General features: G+C 68.0%; 28 protein-coding genes. 8 read left to right on the top strand and 20 right to left on the bottom strand.

What is annotated here, in order from left to right; translation table 11 throughout:
• Nucleotides 1-49 precede the first annotated feature (49 nt).
• Genes DIE04_RS16825 through DIE04_RS16815 form a run of 3 tightly spaced genes read left to right on the top strand, consistent with a single transcriptional unit; the run spans nt 50 to nt 3,537 of the window.
• Nucleotides 50-1,093, top strand: coding sequence for a Fe(3+) ABC transporter substrate-binding protein (locus DIE04_RS16825; protein ID WP_124487524.1), 1,044 nt, complete (start codon nt 50-52; stop codon nt 1,091-1,093).
• Nucleotides 1,083-2,759, top strand: a complete 1,677-nt coding sequence (locus tag DIE04_RS16820; protein WP_124487523.1) for an iron ABC transporter permease — start codon at nt 1,083-1,085, stop codon at nt 2,757-2,759. The genes DIE04_RS16825 and DIE04_RS16820 overlap by 11 nt, the downstream gene beginning before the upstream one ends.
• Before the next feature lie 4 nt (nt 2,760-2,763).
• The gene (locus tag DIE04_RS16815; RefSeq protein WP_124487522.1) at nt 2,764-3,537 is read left to right on the top strand and encodes an ABC transporter ATP-binding protein; all 774 of its coding nucleotides are present in this window, start codon (nt 2,764-2,766) and stop codon (nt 3,535-3,537) included.
• Between the two features lie 94 nt (nt 3,538-3,631).
• Here DIE04_RS16815 and DIE04_RS16810 read toward each other — a convergent pair whose 3' ends face one another.
• The 4 genes from DIE04_RS16810 to DIE04_RS16795 all read right to left on the bottom strand — a co-directional run bounded on the left by DIE04_RS16810 (nt 3,632) and on the right by DIE04_RS16795 (nt 6,147).
• Nucleotides 3,632-4,102, bottom strand: a complete 471-nt coding sequence (locus tag DIE04_RS16810; protein WP_044848024.1) for an Lrp/AsnC family transcriptional regulator — start codon at nt 4,100-4,102, stop codon at nt 3,632-3,634.
• A gap of 289 nt (nt 4,103-4,391) precedes the next feature.
• Nucleotides 4,392-5,033: an NAD(P)-dependent oxidoreductase gene (locus DIE04_RS16805; RefSeq protein ID WP_124487521.1), complete on the bottom strand. Its 642-nt coding sequence runs from the start codon at nt 5,031-5,033 to the stop codon at nt 4,392-4,394.
• A 139-nt stretch (nt 5,034-5,172) separates the two neighbouring features.
• Nucleotides 5,173-5,628, bottom strand: a complete 456-nt coding sequence (locus DIE04_RS16800; RefSeq protein ID WP_124487520.1) for an Rrf2 family transcriptional regulator — start codon at nt 5,626-5,628, stop codon at nt 5,173-5,175.
• Between the two features lie 90 nt (nt 5,629-5,718).
• The gene (locus DIE04_RS16795) at nt 5,719-6,147 is read right to left on the bottom strand and encodes a hypothetical protein (protein WP_124487519.1); all 429 of its coding nucleotides are present in this window, start codon (nt 6,145-6,147) and stop codon (nt 5,719-5,721) included.
• A gap of 194 nt (nt 6,148-6,341) precedes the next feature.
• On the opposite strand from DIE04_RS16795, the gene DIE04_RS16790 reads away from it, so the two are divergent.
• The 3 genes from DIE04_RS16790 to DIE04_RS16780 all read left to right on the top strand — a co-directional run bounded on the left by DIE04_RS16790 (nt 6,342) and on the right by DIE04_RS16780 (nt 10,274).
• Nucleotides 6,342-6,677 (top strand): hypothetical protein, encoded by a 336-nt coding sequence (locus DIE04_RS16790; RefSeq protein WP_124487518.1) that lies wholly within the window; start codon nt 6,342-6,344, stop codon nt 6,675-6,677.
• A gap of 253 nt (nt 6,678-6,930) precedes the next feature.
• Nucleotides 6,931-8,124: an ammonium transporter gene (locus DIE04_RS16785; RefSeq protein WP_124487517.1), complete on the top strand. Its 1,194-nt coding sequence runs from the start codon at nt 6,931-6,933 to the stop codon at nt 8,122-8,124.
• Nucleotides 8,125-8,315: 191 nt separating this feature from the next.
• The gene (locus DIE04_RS16780; RefSeq protein WP_124487516.1) at nt 8,316-10,274 is read left to right on the top strand and encodes a PhoX family phosphatase; all 1,959 of its coding nucleotides are present in this window, start codon (nt 8,316-8,318) and stop codon (nt 10,272-10,274) included.
• 160 nt (nt 10,275-10,434) lie between these two features.
• Here DIE04_RS16780 and DIE04_RS16775 read toward each other — a convergent pair whose 3' ends face one another.
• The 13 genes from DIE04_RS16775 to DIE04_RS16715 all read right to left on the bottom strand — a co-directional run bounded on the left by DIE04_RS16775 (nt 10,435) and on the right by DIE04_RS16715 (nt 21,903).
• On the bottom strand, nt 10,435-11,049 hold the full coding sequence (locus tag DIE04_RS16775; RefSeq protein WP_082088716.1) for a type II secretion system protein: 615 nt from the start codon (nt 11,047-11,049) through the stop codon (nt 10,435-10,437).
• Entirely contained in the window at nt 11,046-11,462 is a 417-nt protein-coding gene (locus tag DIE04_RS16770; protein WP_124487515.1) for a type IV pilin protein, read from the bottom strand. Before DIE04_RS16770 ends, DIE04_RS16775 begins: the two co-directional genes overlap by 4 nt.
• Before the next feature lie 9 nt (nt 11,463-11,471).
• Nucleotides 11,472-12,005: a type II secretion system protein gene (locus tag DIE04_RS16765; protein ID WP_124487514.1), complete on the bottom strand. Its 534-nt coding sequence runs from the start codon at nt 12,003-12,005 to the stop codon at nt 11,472-11,474.
• A 3-nt stretch (nt 12,006-12,008) separates the two neighbouring features.
• Nucleotides 12,009-14,351: a type IV pilus secretin PilQ gene (locus tag DIE04_RS16760; protein ID WP_124487513.1), complete on the bottom strand. Its 2,343-nt coding sequence runs from the start codon at nt 14,349-14,351 to the stop codon at nt 12,009-12,011.
• A complete protein-coding gene (locus tag DIE04_RS16755; protein WP_124487512.1) occupies nt 14,352-14,987 on the bottom strand; it encodes a hypothetical protein in 636 nt (211 codons plus the stop codon).
• Nucleotides 14,984-15,550, bottom strand: coding sequence for a hypothetical protein (locus DIE04_RS16750; protein ID WP_124487511.1), 567 nt, complete (start codon nt 15,548-15,550; stop codon nt 14,984-14,986). The genes DIE04_RS16755 and DIE04_RS16750 overlap by 4 nt, the downstream gene beginning before the upstream one ends.
• Nucleotides 15,547-16,077 carry a hypothetical protein gene (locus tag DIE04_RS16745; RefSeq protein WP_124487510.1) on the bottom strand — a complete coding sequence of 177 codons (531 nt, stop codon included), beginning with the start codon at nt 16,075-16,077 and terminating at the stop codon, nt 15,547-15,549. The genes DIE04_RS16750 and DIE04_RS16745 overlap by 4 nt, the downstream gene beginning before the upstream one ends.
• The gene (locus tag DIE04_RS16740; RefSeq protein ID WP_124487509.1) at nt 16,074-16,949 is read right to left on the bottom strand and encodes a hypothetical protein; all 876 of its coding nucleotides are present in this window, start codon (nt 16,947-16,949) and stop codon (nt 16,074-16,076) included. Before DIE04_RS16740 ends, DIE04_RS16745 begins: the two co-directional genes overlap by 4 nt.
• Nucleotides 16,930-18,648, bottom strand: coding sequence for a GspE/PulE family protein (locus DIE04_RS16735; RefSeq protein ID WP_124487508.1), 1,719 nt, complete (start codon nt 18,646-18,648; stop codon nt 16,930-16,932). Before DIE04_RS16735 ends, DIE04_RS16740 begins: the two co-directional genes overlap by 20 nt.
• A gap of 17 nt (nt 18,649-18,665) precedes the next feature.
• Nucleotides 18,666-19,868: a type II secretion system F family protein gene (locus DIE04_RS16730; RefSeq protein WP_124487507.1), complete on the bottom strand. Its 1,203-nt coding sequence runs from the start codon at nt 19,866-19,868 to the stop codon at nt 18,666-18,668.
• Nucleotides 19,869-19,924: 56 nt separating this feature from the next.
• On the bottom strand, nt 19,925-20,341 hold the full coding sequence (gene gspG, locus DIE04_RS16725) for a type II secretion system major pseudopilin GspG (protein ID WP_257776050.1): 417 nt from the start codon (nt 20,339-20,341) through the stop codon (nt 19,925-19,927).
• Between the two features lie 216 nt (nt 20,342-20,557).
• The gene (locus DIE04_RS16720; protein WP_124487506.1) at nt 20,558-21,232 is read right to left on the bottom strand and encodes a response regulator transcription factor; all 675 of its coding nucleotides are present in this window, start codon (nt 21,230-21,232) and stop codon (nt 20,558-20,560) included.
• Between the two features lie 14 nt (nt 21,233-21,246).
• Nucleotides 21,247-21,903, bottom strand: a complete 657-nt coding sequence (locus DIE04_RS16715) for an SCO family protein (protein ID WP_409333455.1) — start codon at nt 21,901-21,903, stop codon at nt 21,247-21,249.
• A 649-nt stretch (nt 21,904-22,552) separates the two neighbouring features.
• Between DIE04_RS16715 and DIE04_RS16710 the strand changes: the two genes are divergently transcribed.
• Nucleotides 22,553-23,671 carry an ATP-binding protein gene (locus DIE04_RS16710; protein ID WP_124487505.1) on the top strand — a complete coding sequence of 373 codons (1,119 nt, stop codon included), beginning with the start codon at nt 22,553-22,555 and terminating at the stop codon, nt 23,669-23,671.
• 13 nt (nt 23,672-23,684) lie between these two features.
• Here the strand turns inward: DIE04_RS16710 and DIE04_RS16705 are convergent, their stop codons facing one another.
• Nucleotides 23,685-24,464, bottom strand: coding sequence for a response regulator transcription factor (locus DIE04_RS16705; protein WP_044849151.1), 780 nt, complete (start codon nt 24,462-24,464; stop codon nt 23,685-23,687).
• A gap of 533 nt (nt 24,465-24,997) precedes the next feature.
• Here DIE04_RS16705 and DIE04_RS16700 point away from each other — a divergent pair.
• Nucleotides 24,998-25,636 (top strand): lytic transglycosylase domain-containing protein, encoded by a 639-nt coding sequence (locus DIE04_RS16700; protein WP_124487504.1) that lies wholly within the window; start codon nt 24,998-25,000, stop codon nt 25,634-25,636.
• Nucleotides 25,637-25,793: 157 nt separating this feature from the next.
• Here DIE04_RS16700 and DIE04_RS16695 read toward each other — a convergent pair whose 3' ends face one another.
• Nucleotides 25,794-26,303 carry a DUF1269 domain-containing protein gene (locus DIE04_RS16695; RefSeq protein WP_124487624.1) on the bottom strand — a complete coding sequence of 170 codons (510 nt, stop codon included), beginning with the start codon at nt 26,301-26,303 and terminating at the stop codon, nt 25,794-25,796.
• Nucleotides 26,304-26,438: 135 nt separating this feature from the next.
• A partial coding sequence (gene ccsA / locus DIE04_RS16690) for a cytochrome c biogenesis protein CcsA (RefSeq protein WP_185500368.1) occupies nt 26,439-26,618 on the bottom strand: 180 nt, incomplete at its 5' end.

The following is a 26,618-nucleotide window of genomic DNA, read 5'->3' as shown; positions in this document are numbered from 1 at the left end:
AGGCTCGCCCCGGAACGCTTCCTCGTCCGCCTGCCTCATCGGAGTCTCCATGTCGAATCCGCGCACATGCCTGCTGCCGCTCGCCGGCGCCCTCGCCCTTGCCGCCGCCACATTCGCGCCGCTGGCCCACGCGGCCGAGGAAGTGAGCCTGTACACCACCCGCGAACCGAAGCTGATCCAGCCGCTGATCGACGCGTTCACGAAACAGAGCGGCGTCAAGGTCAATACGGTGTTCGTGAAGGACGGCCTGCTCGAGCGCGTGAAGGCGGAAGGCGCGCAGTCGCCGGCGGACGTGCTGATGACGGTCGACATCGGCAACCTGCTCGATCTCGTCGACGGCGGGCTCGCGCAGCCGGTACGCTCGAAGGTGCTCGACGACGCGATCCCCGCGAACCTGCGCGGCGCGCAGGGCGACTGGTACGCGCTGTCGCTGCGCGATCGCGTGCTGTACGTGGAGAAGGACCTGAAGGTCGACGCGTTCCGCTACGAGGATCTCGCCGATCCGAAATGGAAGGGCAAGGTCTGCATCCGCTCCGGGCAGCATCCGTACAACACGGCACTCGTCGCGGCGATGATCGCGCACGACGGCGAAGCCGCGACCGAAAAGTGGCTGCGCGGCGTGAAGGCGAACCTCGCGCGCAAGGCGACGGGCGGCGACCGCGACGTCGCGCGCGACATTCTCGGCGGCATCTGCGACGTCGGCCTCGCGAACGCGTACTACGTCGGTCACATGAAGAACGCGGAAGCCGGCAGCGACGCGCGCAAGTGGGGCGACGCGATCAAGGTCGTGCGGCCGACGTTCGCGAACGCGAAGAGCGGCGGCACGCACGTCAACATCAGCGGCGCGACGGTCGCGAAGCACGCGCCGCACAAGGCCAACGCGGTGAAGCTGCTCGAGTACCTCGTGTCGCCGGAAGCGCAGGCGCTGTATGCGCAGGCGAACTACGAATACCCGGTGCGCGCGAACGTGAAGCTCGATCCGGTGATCGCGAGCTTCGGCACGCTGAAGGTCGACCCGCTGCCGCTGGCCGACATCGCGAAGCACCGCAAGGCGGCCAGCCAGCTCGTCGACAAGGTCGGCTTTGACAACTGATGCAGCGTTCGTCCGCGCGCGCCGCCGGCCGCTCGGTTCGCGCGCGGGCAGCCTCTGGCTGGGCGCGGCCGTCGCGATCGCCGCGGTGGTCGCCGCGCCGCTCGCGGTGCTGGTCGCCGCCGCGCTCGGCGCCGATCTCGCGCACTGGCAGCACCTCGCCGAATTCGTGCTGCCGCAGGCGCTCGTCAATACGCTGCTGCTGCTCGCGGGCGTCGGCGCGATTGTCACGGTCGTCGGCACCGGCTGCGCGTGGCTCGTCACCGCGTACGATTTTCCGGGCCGCCGGATGCTGACCTGGGCGCTGCTGCTGCCGCTCGCGGTGCCCACCTACATCGTCGCGTTCGCGTATCTCGACCTGCTCCACCCGATCGGCCCCGTGCAGGGCGCGATCCGCTGGCTGCTCGGCTTCGACAGCCCGCGCCAGTTCCGCCTGCCCGACCTGCGTTCGCTGCCCGGCGCGATCTTCGTGCTCGGCTTCGTGCTGTATCCGTATGTGTACCTGAGCACGCGCGCGATGTTCGTCACGCAGTCCGCGAGCCTGCTCGAAGCCGCGCGCACACTCGGCGCCGGACGCATCGCGACGTTCTGGCGCGTCGTCGTCCCGCTCGCGCGGCCCGCGATCGCGGTCGGCGTGAGCCTCGCGCTGCTCGAAACGCTGAACGACATCGGCGCATCGGAATTCCTCGGCGTGCAGACGCTGACCGTATCGGTCTACACCACGTGGATCACGCGCTCCGATCTCGCGGGCGCCGCGCAGATCGCGCTCGCGATGCTCGCGATCGTGGTCGGCATGATCGTGCTCGAACGCCACGGGCGCCGCCGCCAGCGCTACGCGCACGGCCGCCGCATGCGCCCGCTCGCGCCACGCAAGCTGACGGGCGCGGCCGCGTGGAGCACCGCCGCGCTCGGCTGGCTGCCGGTGCTGCTCGGCTTCGGCGCGCCGGCCGCGTACCTCGCGGTCGAGACCGGCAAGCGGCTGCATCTCGTCGGCGGCGTATCCGCGCAGTTGCTGACCGGGCTTGCGAATACGCTGACGATCGCCGCCGCCGCAACGATCGCGACGCTCGCATGCGGGCTGGTCGTCGCGTGGGCGGCGCGCGCGCAGCGCGACAGCGCGCGCGCGGGCCCGGCCCGCGTGTGCGCGCGAATCGCGAGCCTCGGCTACGCGGTGCCGGGCACCGTGCTCGCGATCGGCCTGCTGATCCCGTTCGCGGCCGCCGACCGGCTGCTGGGTGCCGCGCTCGGCCGCGACGGGCTGCTGCTGATGGGGTCCGCGGCCGCGCTCGTGATCGCGTACACCGTGCGCTTTCTCGCGATCTCGGCCGGCAGCATCGAAGCCGGCCTCGCGCGCATTCCGCCATCGCTCGAACAGGCCGCGCGCTCGCTCGGCGAGACGGCCGGCGGCACGCTGCGCCGCGTGCACCTGCCGCTGCTGCGGCCCGCGCTCACGACGAGCGCGCTGCTCGTGTTCGTCGACGCGATGAAGGAGCTGCCGGCGACGCTGCTGCTGCGTCCGCTGAATTTCGACACGCTCGCGACCTGGCTGTATGCGGAAGCCGCGCGCGGCACCTACGAGGAAGGCGCGGTCGCCGCGCTCGCGATCGTGCTGGCCGGGCTCGTGCCCGTGATCCTGCTCGCGCGCACCCGTCACAAGATCGGAGCCTGACACCGTGAACCTGCTCGAACTCGACGACCTCTGCGTCGCCTACGATACGCCGCACGGCCGCCGCACGGTGGTCGACGGGCTCAGCCTCGCGCTGCCGCGCGGCGACATCGGCTGCCTGCTCGGCGCATCGGGCTGCGGCAAGACCACCGTGCTGCGCGCGATCGCGGGCTTCGAGCCCGTGCGCATGGGACGCATCGTGCTGGACGGCACGACCGTCTCGGCGCCGTCGCTCGACGTGCCGCCCGAGCGGCGGCGCATCGGCATGATGTTCCAGGACTATGCGCTGTTCCCGCACCTGAGCGCGGCCAACAACGTCGCGTTCGGCCTGCGGCGCATGCCGAAGGCCGAGCGGCGCGCCCGCGTCGCGGACCTGCTCGAACTCGTCGGCCTCGCCGCGTCAGGCAGCGCGTATCCGCACGAACTGTCGGGCGGCCAGCAGCAGCGCGTCGCCCTCGCCCGCGCGCTCGCGCCGTCGCCGGAGCTGCTGCTGCTCGACGAGCCGTTCTCGAATCTCGACGTCGATACGCGCGAGCGGCTCGCATTCGAGCTGCGCGACATCCTCAAGCGCACGGGTCACACCGCGATCCTCGTCACGCACAACCAGGCTGAAGCGTTCGCGATCGCCGACCGGATCGGCGTGATGAAGGACGGCAGGCTCGCGCAATGGGACACGCCGTACGCGCTGCATCACCATCCGGCCAGCCCGTTCGTCGCGGAGTTCGTGCGCCGCGACGCGCTGGCGGACGAACGCGCACGCGCCATGTCGCGCGGCCGCTGAGCGGGCCATTACGACGACGTCGGGCCACGGCGGCGGGAACCCACAACCCACCCGCACCGACGCGATGCGCCACGACGCATTGCCGTCCCGCGCGCTACGCCGGCTCGGCCAGATCGCGCACCGGCAGCGCGGTCGAATACTTGATCTGCTCCATCGCGAACGACGAGCTCACGTCGAACAGCGGCACCGCGCGGATCAGTTGCTTGTACACGCGATCGAAATCGTCGATGCCGGCCACCACCACCCGCAGCAGATAGTCGGTCTCGCCGCTCATCCGGTAGACCTCGACGACTTCCGGCATGTCGCACACGACCTGCGTGAAACGCTGCGCCCACTCCTCGGTGTGCTGGTTCGTGCGGATCGCGACGAACACGGTCGTGCCGACCCCGAGCTTGCGCGGATCGCACAGCGCGACCTGCGCGCGGATCGCGCCGGTTTCCTTGAGCCGCTGCACGCGCTTCCAGCAGGGTGTCTGCGACAGGTTCACGCGCTGCGCGAGTTCCGCGATCGGCAATGTGGCATCTGCCTGCAACAGCTCCAGCAGCTTGCGATCGATGGCATCCATTTACCCAGTCCCTCGTAGATAGAAATTTTTTCTATGCATCCTGCATGACGGGGAACAATATGGAAACCGCTGCGCGGCGTCGACCGGGATAAATACCAATCAGGCGGGGAAGGATCCGCGTCGCGCACGGATCGCGTGCACGTCGGTCCATGAATCATCGGCGCCCATACGAAAACGGGCGATTCCACCCGTCGAGATGGAATCGCCCGTGGTCACTGCGGCTGCGCTGCCCGCCGCGCGCCGCTCACGGCGAATGCGGCACTTGCGTGCCGCCTCGCCACGATGCCGCTCAATACGCGACGGTCGCGATCTCGCGCACGAAGCTGTCTTGCTCGAGCGCATCGACGAACGCGACCGCGTAGTCTTCCGCCGAGATCTTGCTGTTGCCCTGCGCGTCCACGATCAGCTTGCCGACGCCCGTGCGGAACGTGCCCGTGCGCTCGCCCGGTGCGATCAGCGCGGCCGGCGCGAAGAACGTCCAGTCGAGGTCGCCGACCGTCTTCAGATAGTCGAGCGCATCGCGGTGCGCGAGCGCGACCGCCTTGTACGCGTCCGGGAAACCATCGGTGTCGACCAGCTGCTTACCCGGCGCGACCTCGAGCGACCCGGCGCCACCCACCACCACGAGCCGCTTCAGGCCCGCCTGGCGTGTGCTTTCCACCAGCGCCTTCGCCGCGGCGACGACCTTGGCGGGATCGTCCTGTTTCGGGCTGTACGCGCTGGCGACGACGTCGTGGCCCGGCAGCGCGGCCGCGATGCTGGCCGCATCGAACAGGTCGGCCGCCTTCGCGGTGATGCCGTCGGCCGCCGCCGCCGGATGGCGCGACAGCGCGGTCACGCGATGGCCGCGGCGCGCGGCTTCGGCGGCAATGCGCGAGCCGATCATCCCGGTGGCGCCAAACAGTGCGATGTTCAAGGAACGTTGCGTCATGTCGATTCTCCAGAAATAAATAAGTAACTACAGCAATTACATATAAGACCGAAAAAAAACGGAGCCGCACTCCGTCGTGCCGGGCGCCACGCAATGCGCGCCATCCGGCCTCCTGCCCTGCCTCATCCGCTGCCTGCGCTCAGCCGCTCGCGTTCCCCGCCGGCCGGCCGCGCTGCTCCGATGCGAGCACGTCGGCCGTGACGTCCGCGAGCGTGCGCGTGGCAAGCGATGCTTCCATCGCGCGCTGCGCGTCGCCGATATAGTCGATCAGCACGCCCTGGATGTGCCGCCCGACGAGACACGCGGGATTCGGCGCCTCGCGGTGCAGCGCGAACAGCTGCGCGTCGTCGACCGCGCGATACACGTCGAGCAGCGTGATCTCGCCCGGCTCGCGCGCCAGCAGCGCCCCGCCGCCCGCGCCGAGCTGCGACGTGGTCAGCCCCGCGGCCGCCAGCATCGACAACAGACGGCGAATCAGCGCCGGATTCGTGTTCACGCTGCCCGCGATGATGTCGGACGACAGCGGCGCGCCTTCCTGCATCGACAGCAAGGCGAGCACGTGAACGGCAAACGCGAACCGGCTGCTGGTATTCATTCCTCACTCACTCGGCGACGCCGGCCCGAACGGCAGCCGGCGACAATGTGTAACCACTATAATTACATTTCGCGAATTGCGCAAGGCCCGCTACTCGCCGCTGGCCGGCTTCGCACCCGACGCGTTCTGCTGACTCCACTGCTGAAGCTTCTTGCCGGCCTCCGCGATCTTCGCGCCGGCTTCCGATGCCGCGTGCGCGACGACCGCGGAAGCGGCCGCATCGATCTGCGCCTGCGCAGCGGACGCGAGGCCGCTCGCGGACAGCGGCGGCACGGCCGATGCCGCGCTCGCGATGCCGGCCTTCGCGGCGTTGATCTGCTGGTTGACGGTGCTCGCCACCTGGTCGAGCGCCTTGGCCGCGTTGTTTGCGGCATCGGCGGCCGCGCTCGCGGCCGTATCGGGTTGCGTGGCCGGCGTGCCGGACTTCTCGCAGCCTGCGAGCAACAATACCGCGCCGACGGCCGCGGCCGCCAGCACGGACCCGGGCATGCGACGCGCCCGCGAAGTCTTCATCTTCATCAGCAATCTCCGGCCGTGCGCCGCACGGCCTGCAGGGTTGGACCGGTGTCGATGATACCGCCTGTGGAACAGGGCCAATGCCGACTCCCGATTAAAAATGCCTTTCAATTTCGGACTTGTCTGATTCAATCGCACGCGCGCCAGCACTAAAGTGAGCACGCTTCCATCCGCTCCACCCGCTTTCCGCTTTCTTCATGGCTTTCCTCATCGACTGGTTCATCACGCTGGCCGCCGTGCTCGCCGCCACCCTGTTCCTGTGCCTTCGCTCACCCTCCGCGGCACGCCTGCGTGACGCCGGGCGCCCGCGCCGCGTCGCCTGCGCCCGGCTGCTCGTGCAGGCGGTGATCGGCTTCTGGACGGCGGCGCTGATCGTGCTGCAAGGCATCCTCGGCCCCGCCGGCGACGACCAGTCGTACGCGGGCCTCGCCGCGCTTTCGTTCGCGGCGCTCGGGCTCTCGGCAGTCGCCGCCTACTGGTCCGCGAGCGCGTGGCGGCTGCGACGCCCGCGCGCGCTGTTCGCGCGCCGCTGACGCGCCAGACCGGTGCATCGCGGCGCACCACGCCGCACCGCGGCGCGCATCACACGCACCAGTTGCGCACGTACCGCACCACACACGTGCATCCGTCACGGCATTCGCGCCGCACGCGGCCTGCCCCGTCATCGTGCAGGCATCACCGGAATGCCGCACCAAACGGCGCTTCGCACCAATTGCACGCAACCGTTCACCAAGTTGGCTCGATACTTGCATTCCTCGCCCGTTTTTTGCGCAAGGAAGCCACGGCATGGATGGTCTGAAATCCGGCGTCGATACACTGTTCCTGTTGATCGGCGCCGTCATGGTGCTCGCGATGCACGCGGGCTTCGCATTTCTCGAGCTCGGCACGGTCCGCAAGAAGAACCAGGTCAACGCGCTCGTGAAGATCCTGGTCGACTTCTCGGTGTCGACGCTCGCGTACTTCTTCATCGGCTATACGATCGCGTACGGCGTCGAGTTCTTCGACGACATCGGCACGCTGTCGCAGCACAACGGCTACGCGCTCGTGCGCTTCTTCTTCCTGCTCACGTTCGCGGCGGCGATCCCCGCGATCGTGTCCGGCGGCATCGCGGAGCGCGCGAAATTCAATCCGCAGCTCGTCGCGACGCTGATCATCGTCGGCTTCATCTATCCGTTCTTCGAAGGGATTGCATGGAACGAGCGCTTCGGCGTGCAAGCCTCGCTCACGCATGCATTCGGCGCGCCGTTCCACGATTTCGCGGGCTCGGTCGTCGTGCACGCATTCGGCGGCTGGGTCGCGCTGCCGGCCGTGCTGCTGCTCGGCGCCCGCCACGGCCGCTATGCGAAGGACGGCCGGATCGCCGCGCATCCGCCGTCGAACATCCCGTTCCTCGCGCTCGGCGCGTGGGTGCTCGCGGTCGGCTGGTTCGGCTTCAACGTGATGAGCGCGCAGACGCTCGACAAGATCAGCGGCCTCGTCGCCGTGAACTCGCTGATGGCGATGATCGGCGGCACGCTCGCCGCGTGGATGGCCGGCCGCAACGATCCGGGCTTCACGTACAACGGCCCGCTTGCGGGCCTCGTCGCCGTCTGCGCGGGCTCCGACGTGATGCACCCGATCGGTGCGCTCGTCACGGGTGCCGCGGCCGGCGCACTGTTCGTCGCGATGTTCACCTGCGTGCAGAACAAGTGGCGCATCGACGACGTGCTCGGCGTGTGGCCGCTGCACGGCATGTGCGGCGCGCTCGGCGGCATTGCGGCCGGCGTGTTCGGGCAACCCGCGCTCGGCGGCCTCGGCGGCGTGTCGTTCGTGTCGCAGCTGATCGGCACGCTCGGCGGCATTGCGATCGCCACCGCGGGCGGCACGCTCGTGTACGGCGCGCTGAAGGCGACCGTCGGGCTGCGCCTCGATCGCGAAGCCGAATTCGACGGTGCCGACCTGTCGATCCACCGCATCTCGGCGACGCCCGAGCGCGACTGAGCGCAAAGGCTTGCGACCGGCGTCCGGCAGCCCGCCTGACGGATGCCCGACACATCATTACGTTTTCTATTCAAAAAACTTTCATCTAGCGTCCCTACACTTCTGTCCAGTTTTCAACTTGCCTTCGCCTTGCTTGCTGATCGCCTGCTTCGCGGAAGGCCATTCTTCCAATATCTGAAACTGGACTCCACATGCCCGCGTTGCCCAATGCTTCCCGTCGTCAGGCCCTGAAGATCCTCGCCGGCGCGCCCATGCTGCCCCTCTCCGGCCTCGCGCTGCCGGCCCTGCTGACCGGCTGCGGCGGCGACGACAACCCGGTGGCGGCGACGCCGGCCGCCGCGTACACGTCAGCGGCGTTCTCGGCGATGGCCGCGCCCACGCTCGACAACGCGGCCGCGATGGCCACGACGACGGTCGGCTCGACGCTGTCGGTGTCGTTCTCGGACGGCTCGTCGCGCAACTTCAAGCTCGCGTACCGGCCGTTCTTCGTGACGGGCGACATGGTGCCGGACGGCAAGGGCGGCACGACGCTCGCAGGCGGCTATTACGACATCAACAACCAGCCGATCATCGACCGCTCGGTGGCGGGCAAGGAGCGCCAGTTCTACTCGGACTGCCCGGACGGCAGCTCGCTGCTGACGCTGAAGAACGCCAGCGTCGCCGGCGTGAAGGGCAACACGGTCTTCGCGGTCGTGCAGTTCGAATACACGACGCGCGACCAGGCAAGCGCGTCACAGTACGGCCAGCTGCCGTCGCCGATCGCGGTGATCACGCTCGACCAGGATCCGTCCAACGGCGCGCTGAAGGTCGTCAAGTATCACAACGTCGACACGTCGAAGGCGCACGGCCTGTGGATCACGTGCGGCGCGAGCCTGTCGCCGTGGGGCACGCACCTGTCGAGCGAGGAATACGAGCCGGACGCGACGAAGGCCGCGACCGACGCGCAGTTCAAGGCATTCAGCCGGAACACGTTCGGCGACGAGACGAAGGCGAACCCCTACCACTACGGCCACCTGCCCGAGATCACGGTGAATCCGGACGGCACCGGCACCGTGAAGAAGCACTACTGCCTCGGCCGCATCTCGCACGAGCTGATCCAGGTGATGCCGGACCAGCGCACCGTGATGATGGGTGACGACGCCACCAACGGCGGCCTGTTCATGTTCGTCGCCGACAAGGCGGCCGACCTGTCGGCCGGCACGCTGTACGTCGCGAAGTGGACGCAGACGTCGTCCGCCGGCGCGGGCAGCGCGACGCTCACGTGGATCAAAATCGGACACGCGACGAGCAGCGAGATCGAGACGCTCGCGAACACGCTGAAGGCGTCGGACATCATGGACCTGACGACGACCGACCCGAACGACGCGAGCTACACGAAGATCCACTTCGGCGGCAAGTTCAACTGGATGCGCGTGAAGCCCGGGATGGAAAAGGCGGCCGCGTTCCTCGAGACGCACCGCTACGCGGCGCTGATCGGCGGCAGCATGGCGTTCACGAAGCTCGAAGGCACGACGGTCAACGCGAAGGACAAGATCGTCTACACGGCGATGTCGCGGATCGAGACGTCGATGGTCAGCGGCAATGCGGTGTCGCGCGACGTCGCGGTGGACAAGAAGATCGCCGCGGGCGCCGTCTATGCGCTGAACCTGAAGGCCGGCCAGCGCGACAAGTCGGGCAACGCGATCGACAGCGAGTGGGTGCCGGTCGACATGAGCGCGCCGGCCGCGCTCGTCGGCGAGGACCTCGCCGCGGCCGATGCGCTCGGCAACCTCGCGAACCCGGACAAGATCGCGAACCCCGACAACCTGAAGTTCTCCGAAAAGCTGCGCACGCTGTTCATCGGCGAAGACTCGGGCATGCACGTGAACAACTTCCTGTGGGCGTACAACGTCGACACGAAATCGCTCGCGCGCGTGCTGTCGTGCCCGGCCGGCGCCGAATCGACGGGCCTGCACGCGGTCGACGAGATCAACGGCTGGACCTACGTGATGAGCAACTTCCAGCACGTGGGCGACTGGGAGACGCCGCTGCACGACAAGGTCAAGGCGACGCTCGACCCGCTCGTGCGCGCGAACTACAAGGACCGCTTCGGTGCCAGCGTCGGCTACCTGACCGCCGAGCCGACCAGCATCAAGCTCGCGAAGGCCTGAGCCACCTAACCGGGCGTCCCTGGCCGGGCGCCCCTGGCCGGGCGCCTCTTTCTTCATCACGTTTCATTCGTCGGCGCTCCACGCCGTTTTACGCGCGATGCCCGTTGCGGGCGTCGCGCTTTTTTGCGTGCGGCCTGTATCGCGTGGTGCCGAATCCGCGTCAACGCAGGCCCGTCGGCACCTGTCCGGGCAGCGAGCCGCCCGGAAAACCGGACAGGCTCGGCGCACTGGCCGGCCGCGCCGGCGCCGCCGGCGACGCTTCGTCAGCCGATGCGGCCATACCCGGTGCGAGGTAAAGAAACTTCCATTGCCGATAGGTTTCGAGGCCCTCGAAGTCCCTGTATCGATCCGGAAATCCGGCACGCTTGATCGGCGCGCCATCCGAGCTGCTGGATACGCCGTAGAACCGGTCGGCCCGCCACAGGAACGACCAGTCGTTCTTGCCGCTGACCGGATCCGGATATGCGCGGCGCAGATGATGCATGGGCGTGGCAAAGCGCGTATCGTCCAGCAGGTCGTCGACCGTTTGCGGATATACGCGCCCGACACGGTAGTACGCGACGATGGCCCTGCGGTACTGGTCGCCGACGAACAGCAGTTGCCGCTCCTGTTCGCGGCGCCGCTGCAGCGACCAGACGTCCAGCGCGCCGGCCAGCGCGATCGACATCAGCATCAGCGCGATCAGCAGCGCGAGCAGCACGAGCCCGCGCTGCCGCCCGCCGCGCAGGCGGGCATGCATCGCACGCGCGCGCGCGGCCCGGCCGGACCGGCTCATTTCACCGCCCCGGCCACGCCCGCCGTTGCCGCCGTTGCCGCCACGCCCGGCGGCGCGCCTTGCACACCGCTCGCGGGCCCCACGTCGTAGACGCCCGGCTTGGTCTCGTCCGGCGATGCGATCGTCGCCCATTTGTCGTCGCCGTTCACCGGATCGACCGGAACCGCCCGCAAGTAGTGCTTCGCGACCAGCTCGTCGAGCGTGTCGGGGTATTGCCCGTTGTCACCGTAATACTGGTCGATCGCATTGCGCATCACCGCGAGGTTCTGCCGCCGCACCTGTTCCTTCCCGCGCTCGATGCTGTGCATGTAGCGCGGCACGGCCAAGGTCAGAAGCAGCCCGATGATGGCCATCACGACCACGATTTCGATCAGCGTAAAGCCGCGGATCCTGCGCATGCGAGCGGGTTTCATGATGAACCGTCACCATTGTTTGTACGGAATGCCGTTGATGCCGACACGAGCGGATTTCGAGGTCACGTCGAACACGTCCTTGCCGGGCTCCATGGCGGCAGGAGCCGCGTCGGCCGACGGGTCCGGCGGCGTGCCGTACGCGCGCACATCCCAGGTGTCCTCGGCCGGCGTATCGGGATCGCCGGCGAAGAACGGATCGCGCGGCACGCGGCGCAGGAACGTCATCATGCCGCCCTTCGGGTCGCGGACGTTCTTCACGCCCGTCACGAGCACGGCCAGCGACGGCGGATAGCCGGACGCTTCCGCCTCCTTTTCGATCTGCCCCGCATCGCTCGCATCCTTGTACGCATCGAGCGCCGTGCGAATCTCGCGCAACGCGGCACTCAGTTCCTGCTCCTTCTGACGCTGCACGATCAGTTCGGAGAACGGCATGATCGCGAGCGCGAGGATCGACACGAGCGCGAGGGTGATGACCATCTCGATCAACGTGAAGCCGCGCCGGCCGACTCGGCCAATGCGAGGCGCTGCGCGGCGGGCGTTCACGGCTCACTTCCCGATCGGGCGAAGCGGGTTTTCGTTCGGGATATCGCCCGCCGGCATCTGCAGCGTCGGAGCGGGCGACGCCGGCGCGGCGGCCGGCGCATTGGCCGCCGCGGCCGCCTGCTCGGCCGGTGCCGGCGACGCAACCGGCGTCACGGTGGTGCCCGGCGCGGGCGCCACTTCATTGCCCGCCGGCGCGGCCGCCTGCGCCGCGCCGCCAGCCGGCTGCTCCGCCGCGGCGGTCCCGGCGGCCGGCGCGGGCAACGCCGGCTGTGGCCGCGCGAACCGCCCGCCGTACGGGTCGGGCGGCGGCGTCGTGCGCGGTGCGGCCGGCAGCTGCCCGAACGCGCCGCTCTGCGGCGATGGCTGCGCACGGTTCGCCGCGGCCTCCAGCGGCGACGGCGCCGCGCCGCCCGACGTCCCGCCGCCCACGCTGCCCGGAACGACCTTCGCCTCCGGCGCCGCGGGTGCCTTCGCCTCTGGCGCCGCCGGCGCCTTCGCGTCCGTCGCCGCGGGCGCCTCCGCATTCAGCGCCACCGGGTCGAGTCGCAGCTGGTCGGCATGCACGTTGACGTCGGTGCCCGACCACACTTCCTGCGTGTCCGCATCCGCCGCAACCTGCGGCCGGACGATATGCGGCGTGATCTGCAGCACGATCTCGGTCTTCTTGTGATCGCCGCCGTGATCCGAGAACAGGCGACCGAGCACCGGCAACTGGCCGAGACCCGGCACCTTGTTCGCGTTGCGGCGGTCCTCGTCCGAAATCAGGCCGCCCATGATCTGCGTTTCGCCGTCCCGAAGCCGCAGGCTGGTCGACGCGCTGCGCGTGCCGATCTGATACGCGAGCGAGCTCAGCCCCTGCGAGTTGCCGCTCGAGATCGTGTTGGTGATGTTGCTGACTTCGAGATTCAGCTTGATGCCGACGTCGCCGTCGCGATAAACCTGCGGCTCGACCTCGAGCTTGATGCCCACGTCGAGGTACTGGATCATCTGCGTAAATGACGGGCCGCTGGTGCTCGGCGTGCTCGAGCTCGAAATCACCGGCACCTTGTCGCCGATCATGATGCGCGCCTTCTCCTTGTTGCGCGCACGGATGCGCGGGCTCGCGAGCAGGTTCGCGTCGGTATCGGTCAGCTTGAAGTCCGCGGTGGCCGACAGGCCGCTCACGTTCAGCGCATTGATCGGCAGATGATGCAGCACGCCCCAGGTATCGGCCGAGCTCGGCGTCGACACCGTAAACGAGTTGGGCCAGTTGATGCCGAGTTGCGATATCCGGTCGTGCGATACCTCCAGCACCTCGACCTCGAGCATCACCTCCGGCTCCGGCAAGTCCTGGGCGGTGATCATTTCCTCGGCGACCTTGATCGTGTCCGGCGTGCCGCGGATCGTCACCGAGTTCGCGCGCTCGTCGATCACGGCCTCCTTCACCTTCAGCAGGCTCTTCAGCAGCGACTGGATCTGCTTCGCATCGACGTTCGACAGCTGGAACGTGCGCACCTTGAGCTCCTGGTATTCGAGCTCCTTGGCCGGCGTCGCCGGGTAGATGAACAGCGTGTTCGCATTCATCTGCTTCTTGTCGAGCTGGTTCTGCAACAGGATCATGTCGACCGTGTCCTGCAGCGACGCGTTCTGCACGAAGATCGTCGTCTTCAGGTCGGCGCGCACGTCGCGATCGAAAATGACGTTCAGCCCGGACGTGCGCGACAAGGCCTCGAACACCATCCGCACGTTCGCGTCGCGGAACTGCAGCGATACCGGCGTGCGCATGATCGACGACGCCGCGAGCTTGTCGTCGCGGTCCGCGTGTTGCTGGCGGCGCTTTTCGTCGAGTTCCGCCTGCATCCGCATCGCCATCGCATTGGCCGGATCCTCGACCAGCACGCGATGCACGCGTTCGGCGGCCTGCGCGTACGAACCGCGCTTCATCATGCGGTCCGCTTCCTGCAGGATCGCGAGATGCTTGCGGTCCTGGTCGATCATCGCGCCGATCCGGCGCGCGCGCTCGCTGGTCGGATCGAGCTGCTTCGCCATGTAGACGGAGCGCGCCGCGTCGTCGAATTCGTTCTGCTGACGAAACGCGTCCGCGTTGTCGAGCAGCTGGCCGACCGCGTCGTTGCGCTCGTGCAAGGCGTCGATCTTCACCTGCGCGTTGGTCGGATCGTCCTGAAGGTTCGGCACATGCGCGCAACCACCGCATGCGAGCAGCGCCACGGCGATCGCCAGCGCGCGTTGCGTCGCGCAGCGGGGCGCCGGTGCGGGTCGCGCACCGGCCGGGGTGACGGCGCAAAGGCGTGTCGACGGGCCGCCGTCCCCGTTGCGGCGCACATCCCGTGTCAGTACGGTTTCCATTTACTTTCCTTCCACTGAAATGGGCACCATCTGGATCTGGTTCAGCGGCAGATAGGTGAGCACCACGTTCGACTCGGACACCGACTCGACGCGATACTGGCTGTCGATCACATCGCCCGGCGAAACGATCAGCAACTGGTCTCCGTTGCCGAGAAACACTTGCGGCTTCGCCGACTTGGCATCCTGCTGGCCGAGATAGATGAACGGCACCGGCGGCGCGGTCGGCGGCGCCGGACGCGTTTCGGGCGGCGGCGGCTCGACGGGCGGCGGCGGCAGCCATGACGACGCCGTGAAGGGATCATGCGCAGCTTCGACGGACACGGGCGCACGCAATGCGGCGAGCTGTTCCCGCGCGGCCGCCGCCGCGTCATGCGGCGCGGGTACGTCATGCGCCGCGGGCAACGACGCGGGCGCAGGCGCCGCGGCATGCGAAGCCGCCGCAAGGCCTGCGCGTGCGCGTGCCGGCGCCGGCGCCACGCGCGCACCGTCGCGATGGACGATGCCGCTTGCAGCGGCCGGAGCCGGCTGCTGCATCGCCGCCACCAGCACGCGATATCCGGTACCGGCGACGACGAGGCAGCCCAGCACGAGCACGAGTCGATTGCGCGACGCGGGTTTCATGACGGCAGAGATCATGGCTGGGCGCTCCGATAGACGAGTTCGAAACGAACCCGCGCGTCGAGAATGCTGCTGCCCACCGCCGGACGCTCGACGTGGATTTCCTGCAGCGCCGCGTTCGGCACGTGGTTCAGCACCGACGCGAGAAAATGCCGGATCGCGCCGTACTGATCCTTCACGGGCAGCAGCACCTGGTAGCGCGTGAAGCGCGCCCCCGACTCGGTCGTCATCTGGTACTCGGCGGAGCCGAGCGCCAGATGGCTGTCGCGCGCCTGCTCGAAGATCGACGCGATGTCGTCCGCGCTTTGCGAAAAGCGCGGAAAGAGCGCCGGCAACGTGTCGAGCGTCGTCGCGTCCGCCGCCGTGCCGCGCACGTCGGCCGGACGATGGCCGCGTGCGGCGCGCACGACGCCCGCCGGCGCCTGCATCGCGCGCGTGTCGGCCTCCACGCCGGCGAGCGCCGCATACGTGATGCCCGCGGCACCGAGCATCAGGATCCCGGCGAGCCCCGGCAGGCCGAATGCACGGCGCCACGCGAACCGAAGCGTGAGCAGGCGGTCCGCGAAACGATCGGCTTTCATGATTTCCTCCAGACGGCCGTGATCTGGAAACGCACCGGCTTTCCCGCCACGTTCTCCTCGACGAGGTGGCCGTTGAGCGTCGCCTCGCGCAGCACGTCGCTCGTCTGCAAGTACTTCAGGTACGCGATCATCGCGTCCGGGTCCTTCGCTTCGGCCGTGATGCGAATCTGGCCCTGTGCCGGGTTCTGGTCGATGCCGATCAGTGCGACGTCATGGCCCGGATAGTCTTCGACGATCGAGAAGAGCGTCTGCCACGGCACGGTCAGTTCGCGCAGCACGGCCTGGCTCTGCTTTTCCGCGAGCCGCGCGGCCGCGCTCGGCGGCGGCTTCACGACGTGTTGCTGCGCGAACGTGCGATGCTGGACGACCGCCAGCGCATCCCGGATGCGATCGTTCTCCGCATACGCGTGCCAGAGCCGGACGGCGCACGCGCCCCACAGCAGCGCGGCGACGCCGAGCAGGATCGCGCCGCTTACGCCGATACGGGCGCGGCGCCGGCAAAAATCGATGTCGAGCGTGCGGCTCATGATGCGTACTCCAGCAACCGGCGCGCAGGTGAACCGTCGAGCGCCGCGCGGCCCGGCAGCACGGCCGCGGCAAAACGCGCCTCGAACGGCGCGGCATCCGTGTCGACGCCGCACAGATAGACCTTGCAGTCGTCGCGCGTCAGGCCCGTGCGCGTCGCCGAGCGTTCGAACAGCTGCTCGGCGAGTTCGGCGAGCCTCGACGCATCGCCGGACTCGCCCGGAAAGAGGCGCTGCGCGTCGTACGCGGTCCACTCGCCGCGCTCGATCATGACCGCCTGCAGCAACGCCTCGCCGACGACGAGCAGCATCGCGTCGCCGTCCGGCTTCACCGCGACCCGATCGAGCGTCTCCGGAAGCCCCGCGCGCAGGCAGCGGATGCGGACGTCGCCGGCTGCGCCCGTCCCGAGAATGCCGTCGTACAGCGTGCGCGGCAGCGCGCTGGCAAAGAGCACACGGCCACCGCGCCGCACGTCGAAGCGCGTGACCAGCGACTCGGCGGCGACCCCGTAGGTGTCGGAGAAATGCGCGAGCGCGATGTCCTCGAGCTCGCGCGCGTGCAGCGCGCGGAAGTCGCCGCGCAGGATCGCATGGCAACACCAGAAATCGTCGAGCACGATGTGCGCGCCGCGCGCGGGCGACCGCTTCGCGTTGCCGTCGCTGCCGGCTGTCGTGGCCGTCGCGGCCAGCGCGGCAGCCAGCGCGTCGAGCACCCCCGTCTCGCTTCCGAACCGTTCGTCGGGGATGACGACGCTGAGCGGATCGGCGGCGAACCCGCGCCGGCCCGGCCGCCACAGTGCGCGCGGGCGGACGCCGACGACGATCTCGCGCGTGCCGACGCCGATCGCGAGCCGATCATTCGACCATGGTGACACGATTGATCTCCTCGAGCGTCGTTTCGCCGCGCCTCACCAGGTCGATCGCCGATGCGCGCAACGTCGTCATGCCGTAGCGCAGCGCCGCCGCCTTGATGTGCCCGAGCGGCGCGCGCTCCGACAGCAGTTGCCGCAATTCGTCGTTCATGCGCAGCGCTTCCGCGATCGCTCGCCGGCCGCGATAGCCGCTGCCGCGGCACATCGCGCACCCGGTGCCGCGGCGAAACAGGTAGCTGCCGGCCGTGTCCGGGTCGATGCCCGAGCGGGCGAGCACGTCCGCGTCGACCGTGTCCTCGTCCAGGCAGTCCGGACAGCACTGGCGCAGCAGCCGCTGCGCGATCACGCCGTTCAGCGCCGATACGAAGCTGTACGGATCGACCTCCATGTTCGTGAAACGGCCGATCACGTCGAACACGTTGTTCGCATGCACGGTGGTGAACACCTGGTGACCGGTCAGCGCGGCCTGCACGGCGATCTGCGCGGTTTCGGGATCGCGGATTTCGCCGACCATGATCTTGTCCGGATCGTGCCGCAGGATCGACCGCAAGCCGCGCGCGAACGTCAGGCCCTTCGCCTCGTTGACCGGTATCTGCAGGATCTCGCCGAGCTGGTATTCGACCGGATCCTCGATCGTCACGATCTTCTCGAGCCCGTTGTTGATTTCGGTGAGGATTGCATAAAGCGTCGTGGTCTTGCCGCTGCCGGTCGGGCCCGTGACGAGCAGCATCCCGTACGGCATCGACGCGACCGACCGCATGAAGCGCGTGTCGGCGGGCTGGAACCCCAGCGCCTCGAGCGTCAGGCCGCCCGACGCCTGGGACAGCTGGTAGCGGTCGAGAATCCGCAACACCGCGTCCTCGCCGAACTGGTTCGGCATGATCGATACGCGAAAATCGATCTCGCGTCCAGCGTACATCGCCTTGAAGCGCCCGTCCTGCGGAATGCGGCGCTCCGCGATATCGAGCTCGGAGATCACCTTCACGCGCGACAGCACCTGGTCCGCGACGTCGCGGCCCTCGACGCGCCCCACCACCGTCAGCACGCCATCGACCCGGCACTTGATCATCAAGCCGTTCGCCCGGCATTCGAGGTGGATGTCGCTCGCCAGCATCTTGAGCGCGTCGTAGATCGTCGAATTGAGCAGACGCACCACCGGGCTGTCGTCGCTGCTGATGCCCTGCAGCGTCAACGCGAGCGACGCCGGATCGGGCGCACTCTGGATCGGATCGTCGAACGCGAGCGAATCCATCGCGCGGATGTCCTTCTCCCGCACGGCGAGATAGGCGCCCAGGTCGCCCGCGCTCGCGAGCGCCCATCCGTACGGCAGCGCCGGGTGCGCACGCATCCGGTGCTCGATCCAGCCGCGCGTGCGGGCATCGAGCGGATCGGCGATCGCGAACAGCAGCGCGCCGCAGTCGGGATCGCGCAGGCACACGCAAAGCCGCGCGGTTGCCTCGACGAACGGCACCAGCTCGAAATCCGGCTCCAGGCGGTTCAGTTCGCGCATGCCGATCGGCTTCATCCGGAATTGCGACGCGAGCCGCTCGCGCATCTCGTCCGCGCCCAGCGCCGTCTGCGCCGTCAAGGCCTCGAGCGCGCGCAGGCCCGAACCGTGCCGCTCGCCGAGCGTGCGCAGCAGGTCGCGCAGTTCGGCGTCCGCGTCGGGCGGGTTGTCGGGGGAGGATGTGAGGGTGTCCACGCGCGTCTCCGGGGCGGCTACTGAATGCTCGACGCGATCTCGAAGATCGGCATGTACATCAACACGACGATGCCGCCGATCACCACGCCGATCACGATCATCATCATGGGTTCGATCAGCCGCGAAATCAGGTCGATCGTGCGCGACACCTGCGCTTCCTGAAACGCGGCGATCCGGTCGAGGACGGGCCCGAGCCCGCCGGTCTTCTCGGCCACCGTCAGCAGCCGGTAGCCGATCGCATTCGCGAGACCGGCCTGCTGGAACGCGTCGGACATCTTCGCGCCGTTGCGGACCTGCTGCAGCGCGCGCGCCAGCGCGGCCTGGTCCGCGCGGCCGACGAGGCCGCGTGCGAGATCGAACGCGCGAATGGCGGGAATGCCGCCGTCGACCAGCATCGCCGTCGTGCGATAGAACTGCGACTGGCGAAACACGCGGAAGTGTTGCCCGATGCCGGGCAGCGCCAGCAGCCGATCCGCGAGCCAGATGCGCAGCGCCGGCCGCCGCAGCGCGACACCGGCGGCCACCGCCAGCACCGCGAGGCCGCCGGCCAGCTCGGTGCCGTGCGCGTGCACCATGCCGCCCCACGCCATCAGCAGCCGCGACATCAGCGGCAGCTCGCGTCCGCTGTGTTCGAGCAGCGTCGCGAAGCGCGGCACCACGAAGCCGAGCAGGAACAGCACGACGGCCGCACCGACGAACAGCAGCACCGTCGGGTAGATCGCCGCCGACACGACCCGCGCGCGCAACTCGCGCAGCGTCGCGCTGTTGTGCGAATAGCGCGTCAGGCTGTCGGCCAGGCCGCCGGTCTGCTCGCTCGCCTTCACGCAGGCCACCAGCACCGGCGGAAAGATCGGGCTCGCATGCTCGAGCGCGGCCGACAGCGACTGCCCTTCCTCGAGCTGCCGCAGCAGGTCGCGGCACACCTGCGCGGACGCCTCGCGCCGCGCGTTGCCACCGAGCGTGCGCAACGCGTCGACGAGACCGACACCCGCATCGAGCAGCGCCGCCAGCTCGCGCGCGAACATGTCGACGTCGAACCGCGCACGCGGCATGCCGAGCCGGTTCGCGCCGCGCCGCTGCCGCCCGGCGTCCGTGCTGACCGATACGACGCGAAGGCCGCGCGCACGCGCGAGCGAGGCCGCGTTCGCCGGCGAATCGCTGTCGATGCGAAGCGTCTGCACCGAGCCGCTCGTATCGAATACATGCAGCACGAATTTCACGTCGAGCCTCCTTGCGAGCTGCTCACGACGCGCGCCGCGACCGCGGCCATGCGCCCCTACCACGACGAGATCGTCACGTTCTCGCCGGTACCGCCGCCGCGCCCGTCCTTGCCGAGCGAGAACAGGTCGTAGTCGCCGTGTTCGCCCGGTGAACGATACTGATAGGGCCGGTCCCACGGATCCACCGGGACGGCCTTCTGCAGATAGGGACCGCTCCACCGCGATGCGCTTTGCGGCTTGTTCACGAGCGCATCGAGCCCCTCCTCGGTCGTCGGATAGGTACCGACGTCGAGCCGGTATTGATCCAGCGCCTGGCCGAGCGACACGATCTGCGCACGCGCGATCTTGACGTTGGACTTGCCGACCTGTTCGAAATACCGTGGCGCCACGAGCCCTGCCAGCAATCCGATGATGACCATCACGACGAGCAGCTCGAGCAGCGTGAAGCCGCGACTCGCACACGCGCGGCACACGCGTCGCTCGTCACGCTGCCGCCGGCCCGGCCCGTCGGCCGGGATCGAGAACGATTCGTGGCTCACGGCTGCCTCCCTGTATCGACCCGCGGCACCGGCGCCGCCGATGCCGTTGATTGCATTCTTGTTCACGCCGGTACGGGTCAGAAGTAGGGAGTGCCGTCCATCCCCATGGGTAAATCCCCCCCTGTTGGGCCCTGCCCGAATGGAGGGGATTTACACACGGTCGTCGTCGTTCAGCGCGAGCACGCCGACGTCGATCGCGAAGTGAACGAGGCCGGTCAGGTTCACGACGCCGAGCTTGCGCATGAGATTGGCGCGGTGCTTGTCCACCGTTTTCGGACTGACCTTCAGGCACTCGCCGACCTGCCGGCTCGTGTGCCCCTCGACGACGAGGCGCAACACCGTGCGCTCGCGATTCGTCAGCGCATTCCACAATCGCGCCCGGTGCGCGTTCGCGTCGTGCAGCCCGCGCAGGCCGGCGCGGGCGCGATAGGCGTCGAGGCTGACGACGCACTTGCCCTGCATCACGAAGCGCATCTCGCGCACCAGGTCGGCGAACGGCGAATCCTTGACCACGTAGCCGTCCGCGCCGGCGGCAAACGCTTCCCTGACGTTGTCTTCGCTGCGATGAACCGTGAGGACGATGATCCGCGCATGCGGCACGTCGCGCTTGATCGTCGCGATCGCTTCGAAGCCGCTGCCGCCCGGCATGGACAGATCCATCAGGATCAGGTCGGGCCGCGTCTTCTCGGCGAGACGGCAGGCCTCGACCCCGCCGCTCGCCGCGCCGACGATGCAGTAGTCGGCCAGCTCGGATACCAGGTGACTCAGGCCGACCCGCAACAGATGCTGATCCTCGACGATCAGCACACGGTGCTTGTTGTCCAATTTCGACGCTCCTTTCAGAGACGCGATACCTGGTTGGACGCGACGACGTCGCGATAGGCCGCGAGCAGCTCGGTCGGCGTCGCGAAGCCGTCGATACGCAGCCACGGCTGGCCCGGCGCGGCCCGCACGAACGTCACCGGCGTGTGGTTCATCTTGTCGCCGCGATACACGTTGAACGCGCGTTGCGCGGCGACGCTCGCATCGACGGTACCGGTGTAGTGCTGCCATTCGGGGCCGGCTTCGAAGCGTGCCGCGTAGGTCCTGAGCCGCTCGGGCGTGTCCGCCTCCGGATCGATCGAGATCGACATGATGTGCACCTTGTCGCGGTCGGCGCCGAGTTCGCCCTGCAGCTGCTCGAGCGTCTGGCTGATCATCGGGCAGATGGTCGTGCAACTGGTGTAGATGAATGTCAGGATCACCGGCCGGCCGTCGTCCAGTTCCTTGGCCAGCGAGACGGTCCGGCCGTCGTCGCGCACGAGCTGGACCGACGGCTCGGCATACTGGACCATCGTGTGCACGGTGCCGGGCATCACGGCGTGATGATGCATGTGCATGCCGGCGGCTCCGGTCGCGCCGTCGGTCATCTGCGAGGCGGCCTTGTCCGCCGGTTTTGCGGCGGGTGCGGGCGCGGCGGGGCTATCGTTGGCGGGCGCCGCGGCGGGCTGCGTCATGGGCTCGGTAGCGGGCTCCGTCGCCTGCTCCGCGGCGGGCTGCATCGCGGGCTCGTTGGCCGGCTCCATCGCATGCCCTGCGGCGGGCTGCATCGCGGGTTCGGTGGCGGGCTCCATCGCGTGCTCCGCGGCGTGCGTCGCCGCGCTGTCGGCGGTGTTTCCGGCTGGATCTTCGCCACCGTTCTGCATGGTCATTCCCGTCATGCTCTCGACGGCATCCGGCGCACCATTCTCCGTGACGCTCGTGCTCGCGGCAGCGTTTTCCGCGGCCGCACCGCCGGCGTTCTCGATCGCGCTGCCATCGGGCGCACACCACGCGGGCGTCGCGGCAAGCGCAACGCCCGCGACCACGAGTGCGCCCATCGTCGATCTTCCGATCCTGTTCATACCAGCCTCCCTGAGACGCGCCCAGGCAGCGGACAATTCCGTGCCCCGCCACTGAAGTGTCATGAATCCGGTCGCGAGCGTCATGGGATGACGCCCCCCAAAGGCCGGTAGGACATGCCCGCTTGGCGGGATTTCCCGTTGCATACGGAAGGTATTTCCCCAAGACTTACGCGCGAAATCCCCATGTTGCGGGCCGAGTCGGTCACGTCCTAGAATGATCGAAACCTTACGGTTTCCTGAAAACTGCGCTTCGGGAGATACCATGACTGAACGCCAGCCGGAAGGACCACGGATCAGGCTGCTCGATCTGATCGATGCGATGCGCAAGCTGCGCAGCGCGGTGCGTCCCGATGATCGCCGCAGTGCTGTCGTCACCGATGCGCGTGGAGCGGCGCTCGCCATTCTCGCCGACGACGGCACCTTCGTATCGGTCAATCGCAGTGCCGCGGCGGTGTTCGGCTACACGGCCGCCGAACTCGTCGGCCGGCATCTGTCCGACCTGGCGCCCGACGACGCCCACGCCGAGCTGGCGGGCGAGCTGTCCACGAGCGCCGCCCTTCAGCAGCATTCGTTCACTGCAATGCTCAGCGGGCGAAGCGGCCATCCCGCGCGATTCGTCGTACATCAGCAGTCACTTCCCGACACGCACCTGTCGCTGACGCTGTTCGAGGAACCGTCGACGCCCGAGCCCGAACGGCGCGGCGCCGCGGCGAACGATGCGGGCGTGCATGCCTGCAACACCTATCTCCTGATGGGCCAGCAGAAGGAACGGCATCGGCTTGCCGCGGAATTGCACGACGGGCTCGGCCAGGCGCTGACGCTCATCAAGCTGATGAACGAGGACGCGCTCATGCGCATTCGCCGCGGCGAGATCGCCGACGCGACGACGCTGCTCGACGACGCCGTGCTGCGCATTCGCGAGACGATCGGCGAAGTCCGCCAGATCTGCGGCGAACTGAGGCCGCCGATACTCGACAAGCTCGGACTGCCGGCCGCGCTCGCTTCGCTGTGCCGGCGCATCGAGCGCGACGCGGACCCGCTGTCGGTGGAGTTCAATTGCGACGTCGACGACGACGACATACCGGATCATCTGAAGGCCGACGCGTTCAGAGTCGCGCAGGAGGCACTCCACAACATCGTCAAGCATGCACAGGCCACCGAGATCGTGCTCAGCCTGCAACACGATGCCGGCCGCCTGATGCTGACGATCGACGACGACGGCGTCGGCTACGAACGTCGCCCGCTTTCGACGGACGACGCGCGCACGGCCGGGCTCGGCCTGATCGGCATGCAGCACCGCATCGAGGCGCACGGCGGCACGTTTGCGATCCAGTCGTCCGCCGCGACGGGCACGCGCGTCTCGGCAACCTGGCCGCTCTGACGCGCAGCCGCGCTCAGCCCTTCACGCCGCCCGCCGGATAGTCGTCCAGCCGCGCGACGGCGCCTGCCGCCTGCACGCCGTCGGCGACTGCGTGCGTCGACACCTCGTCCACGTTCGGCTCCGCGCATTTCGCCGCGAGTGTCGTCAACAGACCCATGTTCATCGCGACGAGCACCAGCTCCGTCAGATTCGCGAGATGGAGCTTGTGCATCATGCTCGCCCGGTACTTCTCGATCGTCTTCGGGCTCAGGTTCAGGTACTGACCGACCTGCCGGTTGGTGCGTCCTTCCGCGATCAGTTTCAGCACGCTGCGTTCGCGTGCGGTCAGGATGTCCCACGCCTTTTTCGGCGCGGGCATTTCGCGACCGCTGACGAACGAGTCGACCATGTAGCCGTACACGTCGGCACTCAGGTGCTTCTTCCCCTGCATGACCATGCGCATCGCGAGCAGCAATTCGTCGAACGAAACGTCCTTGAGCACGTAGCCGTCGACACCCGCGCGCAGCGCCTCGCGCACATACTCTTCGCTCTGGTGCACCGTGAGCGCGACGATCCGGACGGACGGCGTTCGACGCTTGATCGTCGCGCTCGCATCGATGCCGTTCATCCCGCGCATCGACAGATCCATCAGGATCAGGTCCGGCGCGAGCGTCATTGCCTGATGGCATGCCTCCTTGCCGTCCCGCGCTTCGCCGACGACTTCGTAATCGCCTTGTGCGCAAAGCATCGACCGGAGCCCGTTTCTCAGCAGATCGTGATCTTCTGCAATTATCACGCGATATTTAGTATTCACGACTTCCCCCAAGTGTTCCCGCGCTTGCACCCCCGTTGGACATCGATGCCTCGGTTGCACGGTGCCGGACGCCCTTTCTGATGATTTCCTCGGTCCGGTCTGGTGGCCCGCCTCGCGAGCGATTGGCCACGCTCCTCGTCCGAGCAAGGATCGCGCCACCGCGCCGCGCGCGAGCGCCCGCGCCGGGCATGCATCTGCGGAAACGTCGTGCGACGACGGGAATGTTTCAGGCGTGAATCGTTTCGGGGTGGTGCGTCGCATCAGTAAGACTACGGATGGCGGGACTATCCGATCGCTTTCGCCGCGCGAGAAATGATTTCTTCTGCAACCACGGTTGCATCGAGCAGAAAACAACTGTTCCGCGTAAGGATCGTCAACTTCGCCGGATTACCGGATCCTACCGGTGATTCCTTGTGTAACAGTTTTGCACCGCCACCGCGGCAGCGTCTCCGCCGGCATCGAATTGTAGGAGGATGCCCCATTGTCGATGCGATCAACCGACCGCGAAAATGCAGATGCAGGAGACCTGAAAGATGCACTGCCAACCTTCGTCCGGATTACGAAAGACCATCGTCGTCGCCGCATGCGCGGGAATCGGCTCGGCATGGTCGTGCGCCGCTCACGCGCAGATATTCGGCATGGTGGCGAAGAACGGGGTCATCGTCCTGACCAACGTGCCCACCACGGTCAATCTGAAAGTGATCGTCGCGGCCGCGAGGCCAGCCGCCAGGCCGGCCGCTTCCACGACGAAGCGTGTCGCGCCGAAACACGTCGTCGCGTCGTCGTTCGAGGACGTGATCGCCGAAGCGAGCCGGTCGTTCAACGTTCCGCCCGAACTCCTTCGCGCCGTGATCGACGTCGAATCGGGATACAACCCGAAGGCGGTATCGGACAAGGGCGCGCTCGGGCTCATGCAACTGATGCCGGAAACGGCCCGGCGCTTCTCGGGCGGCGACATGTTCGATCCGCGCGCCAACGTGCTGACCGGCGCACGGTATCTGCGCTTCCTGCTCAACCTGTTCAAGGAAAACGTCGAGCTCACGCTCGCTGCGTACAACGCCGGAGAGAATGCGGTGATTCGGGCCGGGTATCGCATCCCGGCGATGCCGCAGACGCGCGAGTACGTGCCGCGCGTGCTCGCGCGCTACAAGCGGCTGCTCGCCGCGAATTGAAAAACGCGGAAAAACGCGAAACACGCGCGACCCGCGGCAGCCTGCGCGCGGCAATGCTGCCGGCATCGCGCGCACGGCGCGTTGCCGGGCGCCATGAAGCGATGGCGTCCGGCAACGGGTAGCGCCGTAGCGGCCGGCATTCGGCCCGCCCCGCCACTCATGGAAATGCCGGGACAGTCGGATCCTCTCCCTGCAGATGCGCATCCCTATGGTGAAGCCTGATCGCGTCTTCGATCTCGCGAACGCGGTCGGTCGGCACGTCGATCATCATCAGCAGCTCGCCATGCTCGATGCCCTCCTCGAAACGCTTCAGGCGCGTGCTCGGCATGTCGATGCCGATCATCGTCGCCACCCATGCGCCGAAGGCCGCGCCGAACAGCGTGATCGCCACGACGATGCCGCCGCCGATCGGCAAACCCGCGGGCTGGACCAGCATCAGGATCAGCCCCATCAGCATGCCGGTCGCGGAGCCGACCGCGGTGCCGCGCGCGAGCGACGGCAGCAGGTCGCTGCGTTGCACCAGCGTGGCTTCCGGCAAGTCGTCGCGCCAGACATCGTGATTCGCGAGGCAATGGATATGTCGCCACTCGATTCGCAGCGACAGCAGCTCGCCGACGATCGACCGCGCGCATTGCGCCGTCGGCAACAGAAAATAGACGCGTCTCATGGCAGCTCCTCCTGCGTCGCATCCGGAATGCGGCGATGCTCGTTCGGACATTCTGGTCCGGCACGCCCGCGGCGGGTAGGGGTAATGCTCGCCGAAGTGCATGGGTAGAACACGGTAGGAAACGCCCAGCATGCTTCAGAGTTGCCCGTAGCTGTGCAGCCCCGACAGGAACATGTTGACGCCGAGGAATGCGAATGTCGTCACGCTCAGGCCGGTGAGCGCCCACCAAGCGGCAACCGCGCCGCGCAGGCCCTTCATCAGGCGCATGTGCAGCCAGGCCGCGTAGTTGAGCCACACGATCAGCGCCCAGGTTTC

Source organism: Burkholderia sp. Bp8994 (assembly GCF_003853805.1).
Lineage (GTDB): Bacteria > Pseudomonadota > Gammaproteobacteria > Burkholderiales > Burkholderiaceae > Burkholderia.
The sequence above is the reverse complement of the archived record's forward strand: the minus strand, read 5'-3'. Positions and strand labels throughout refer to the sequence as shown.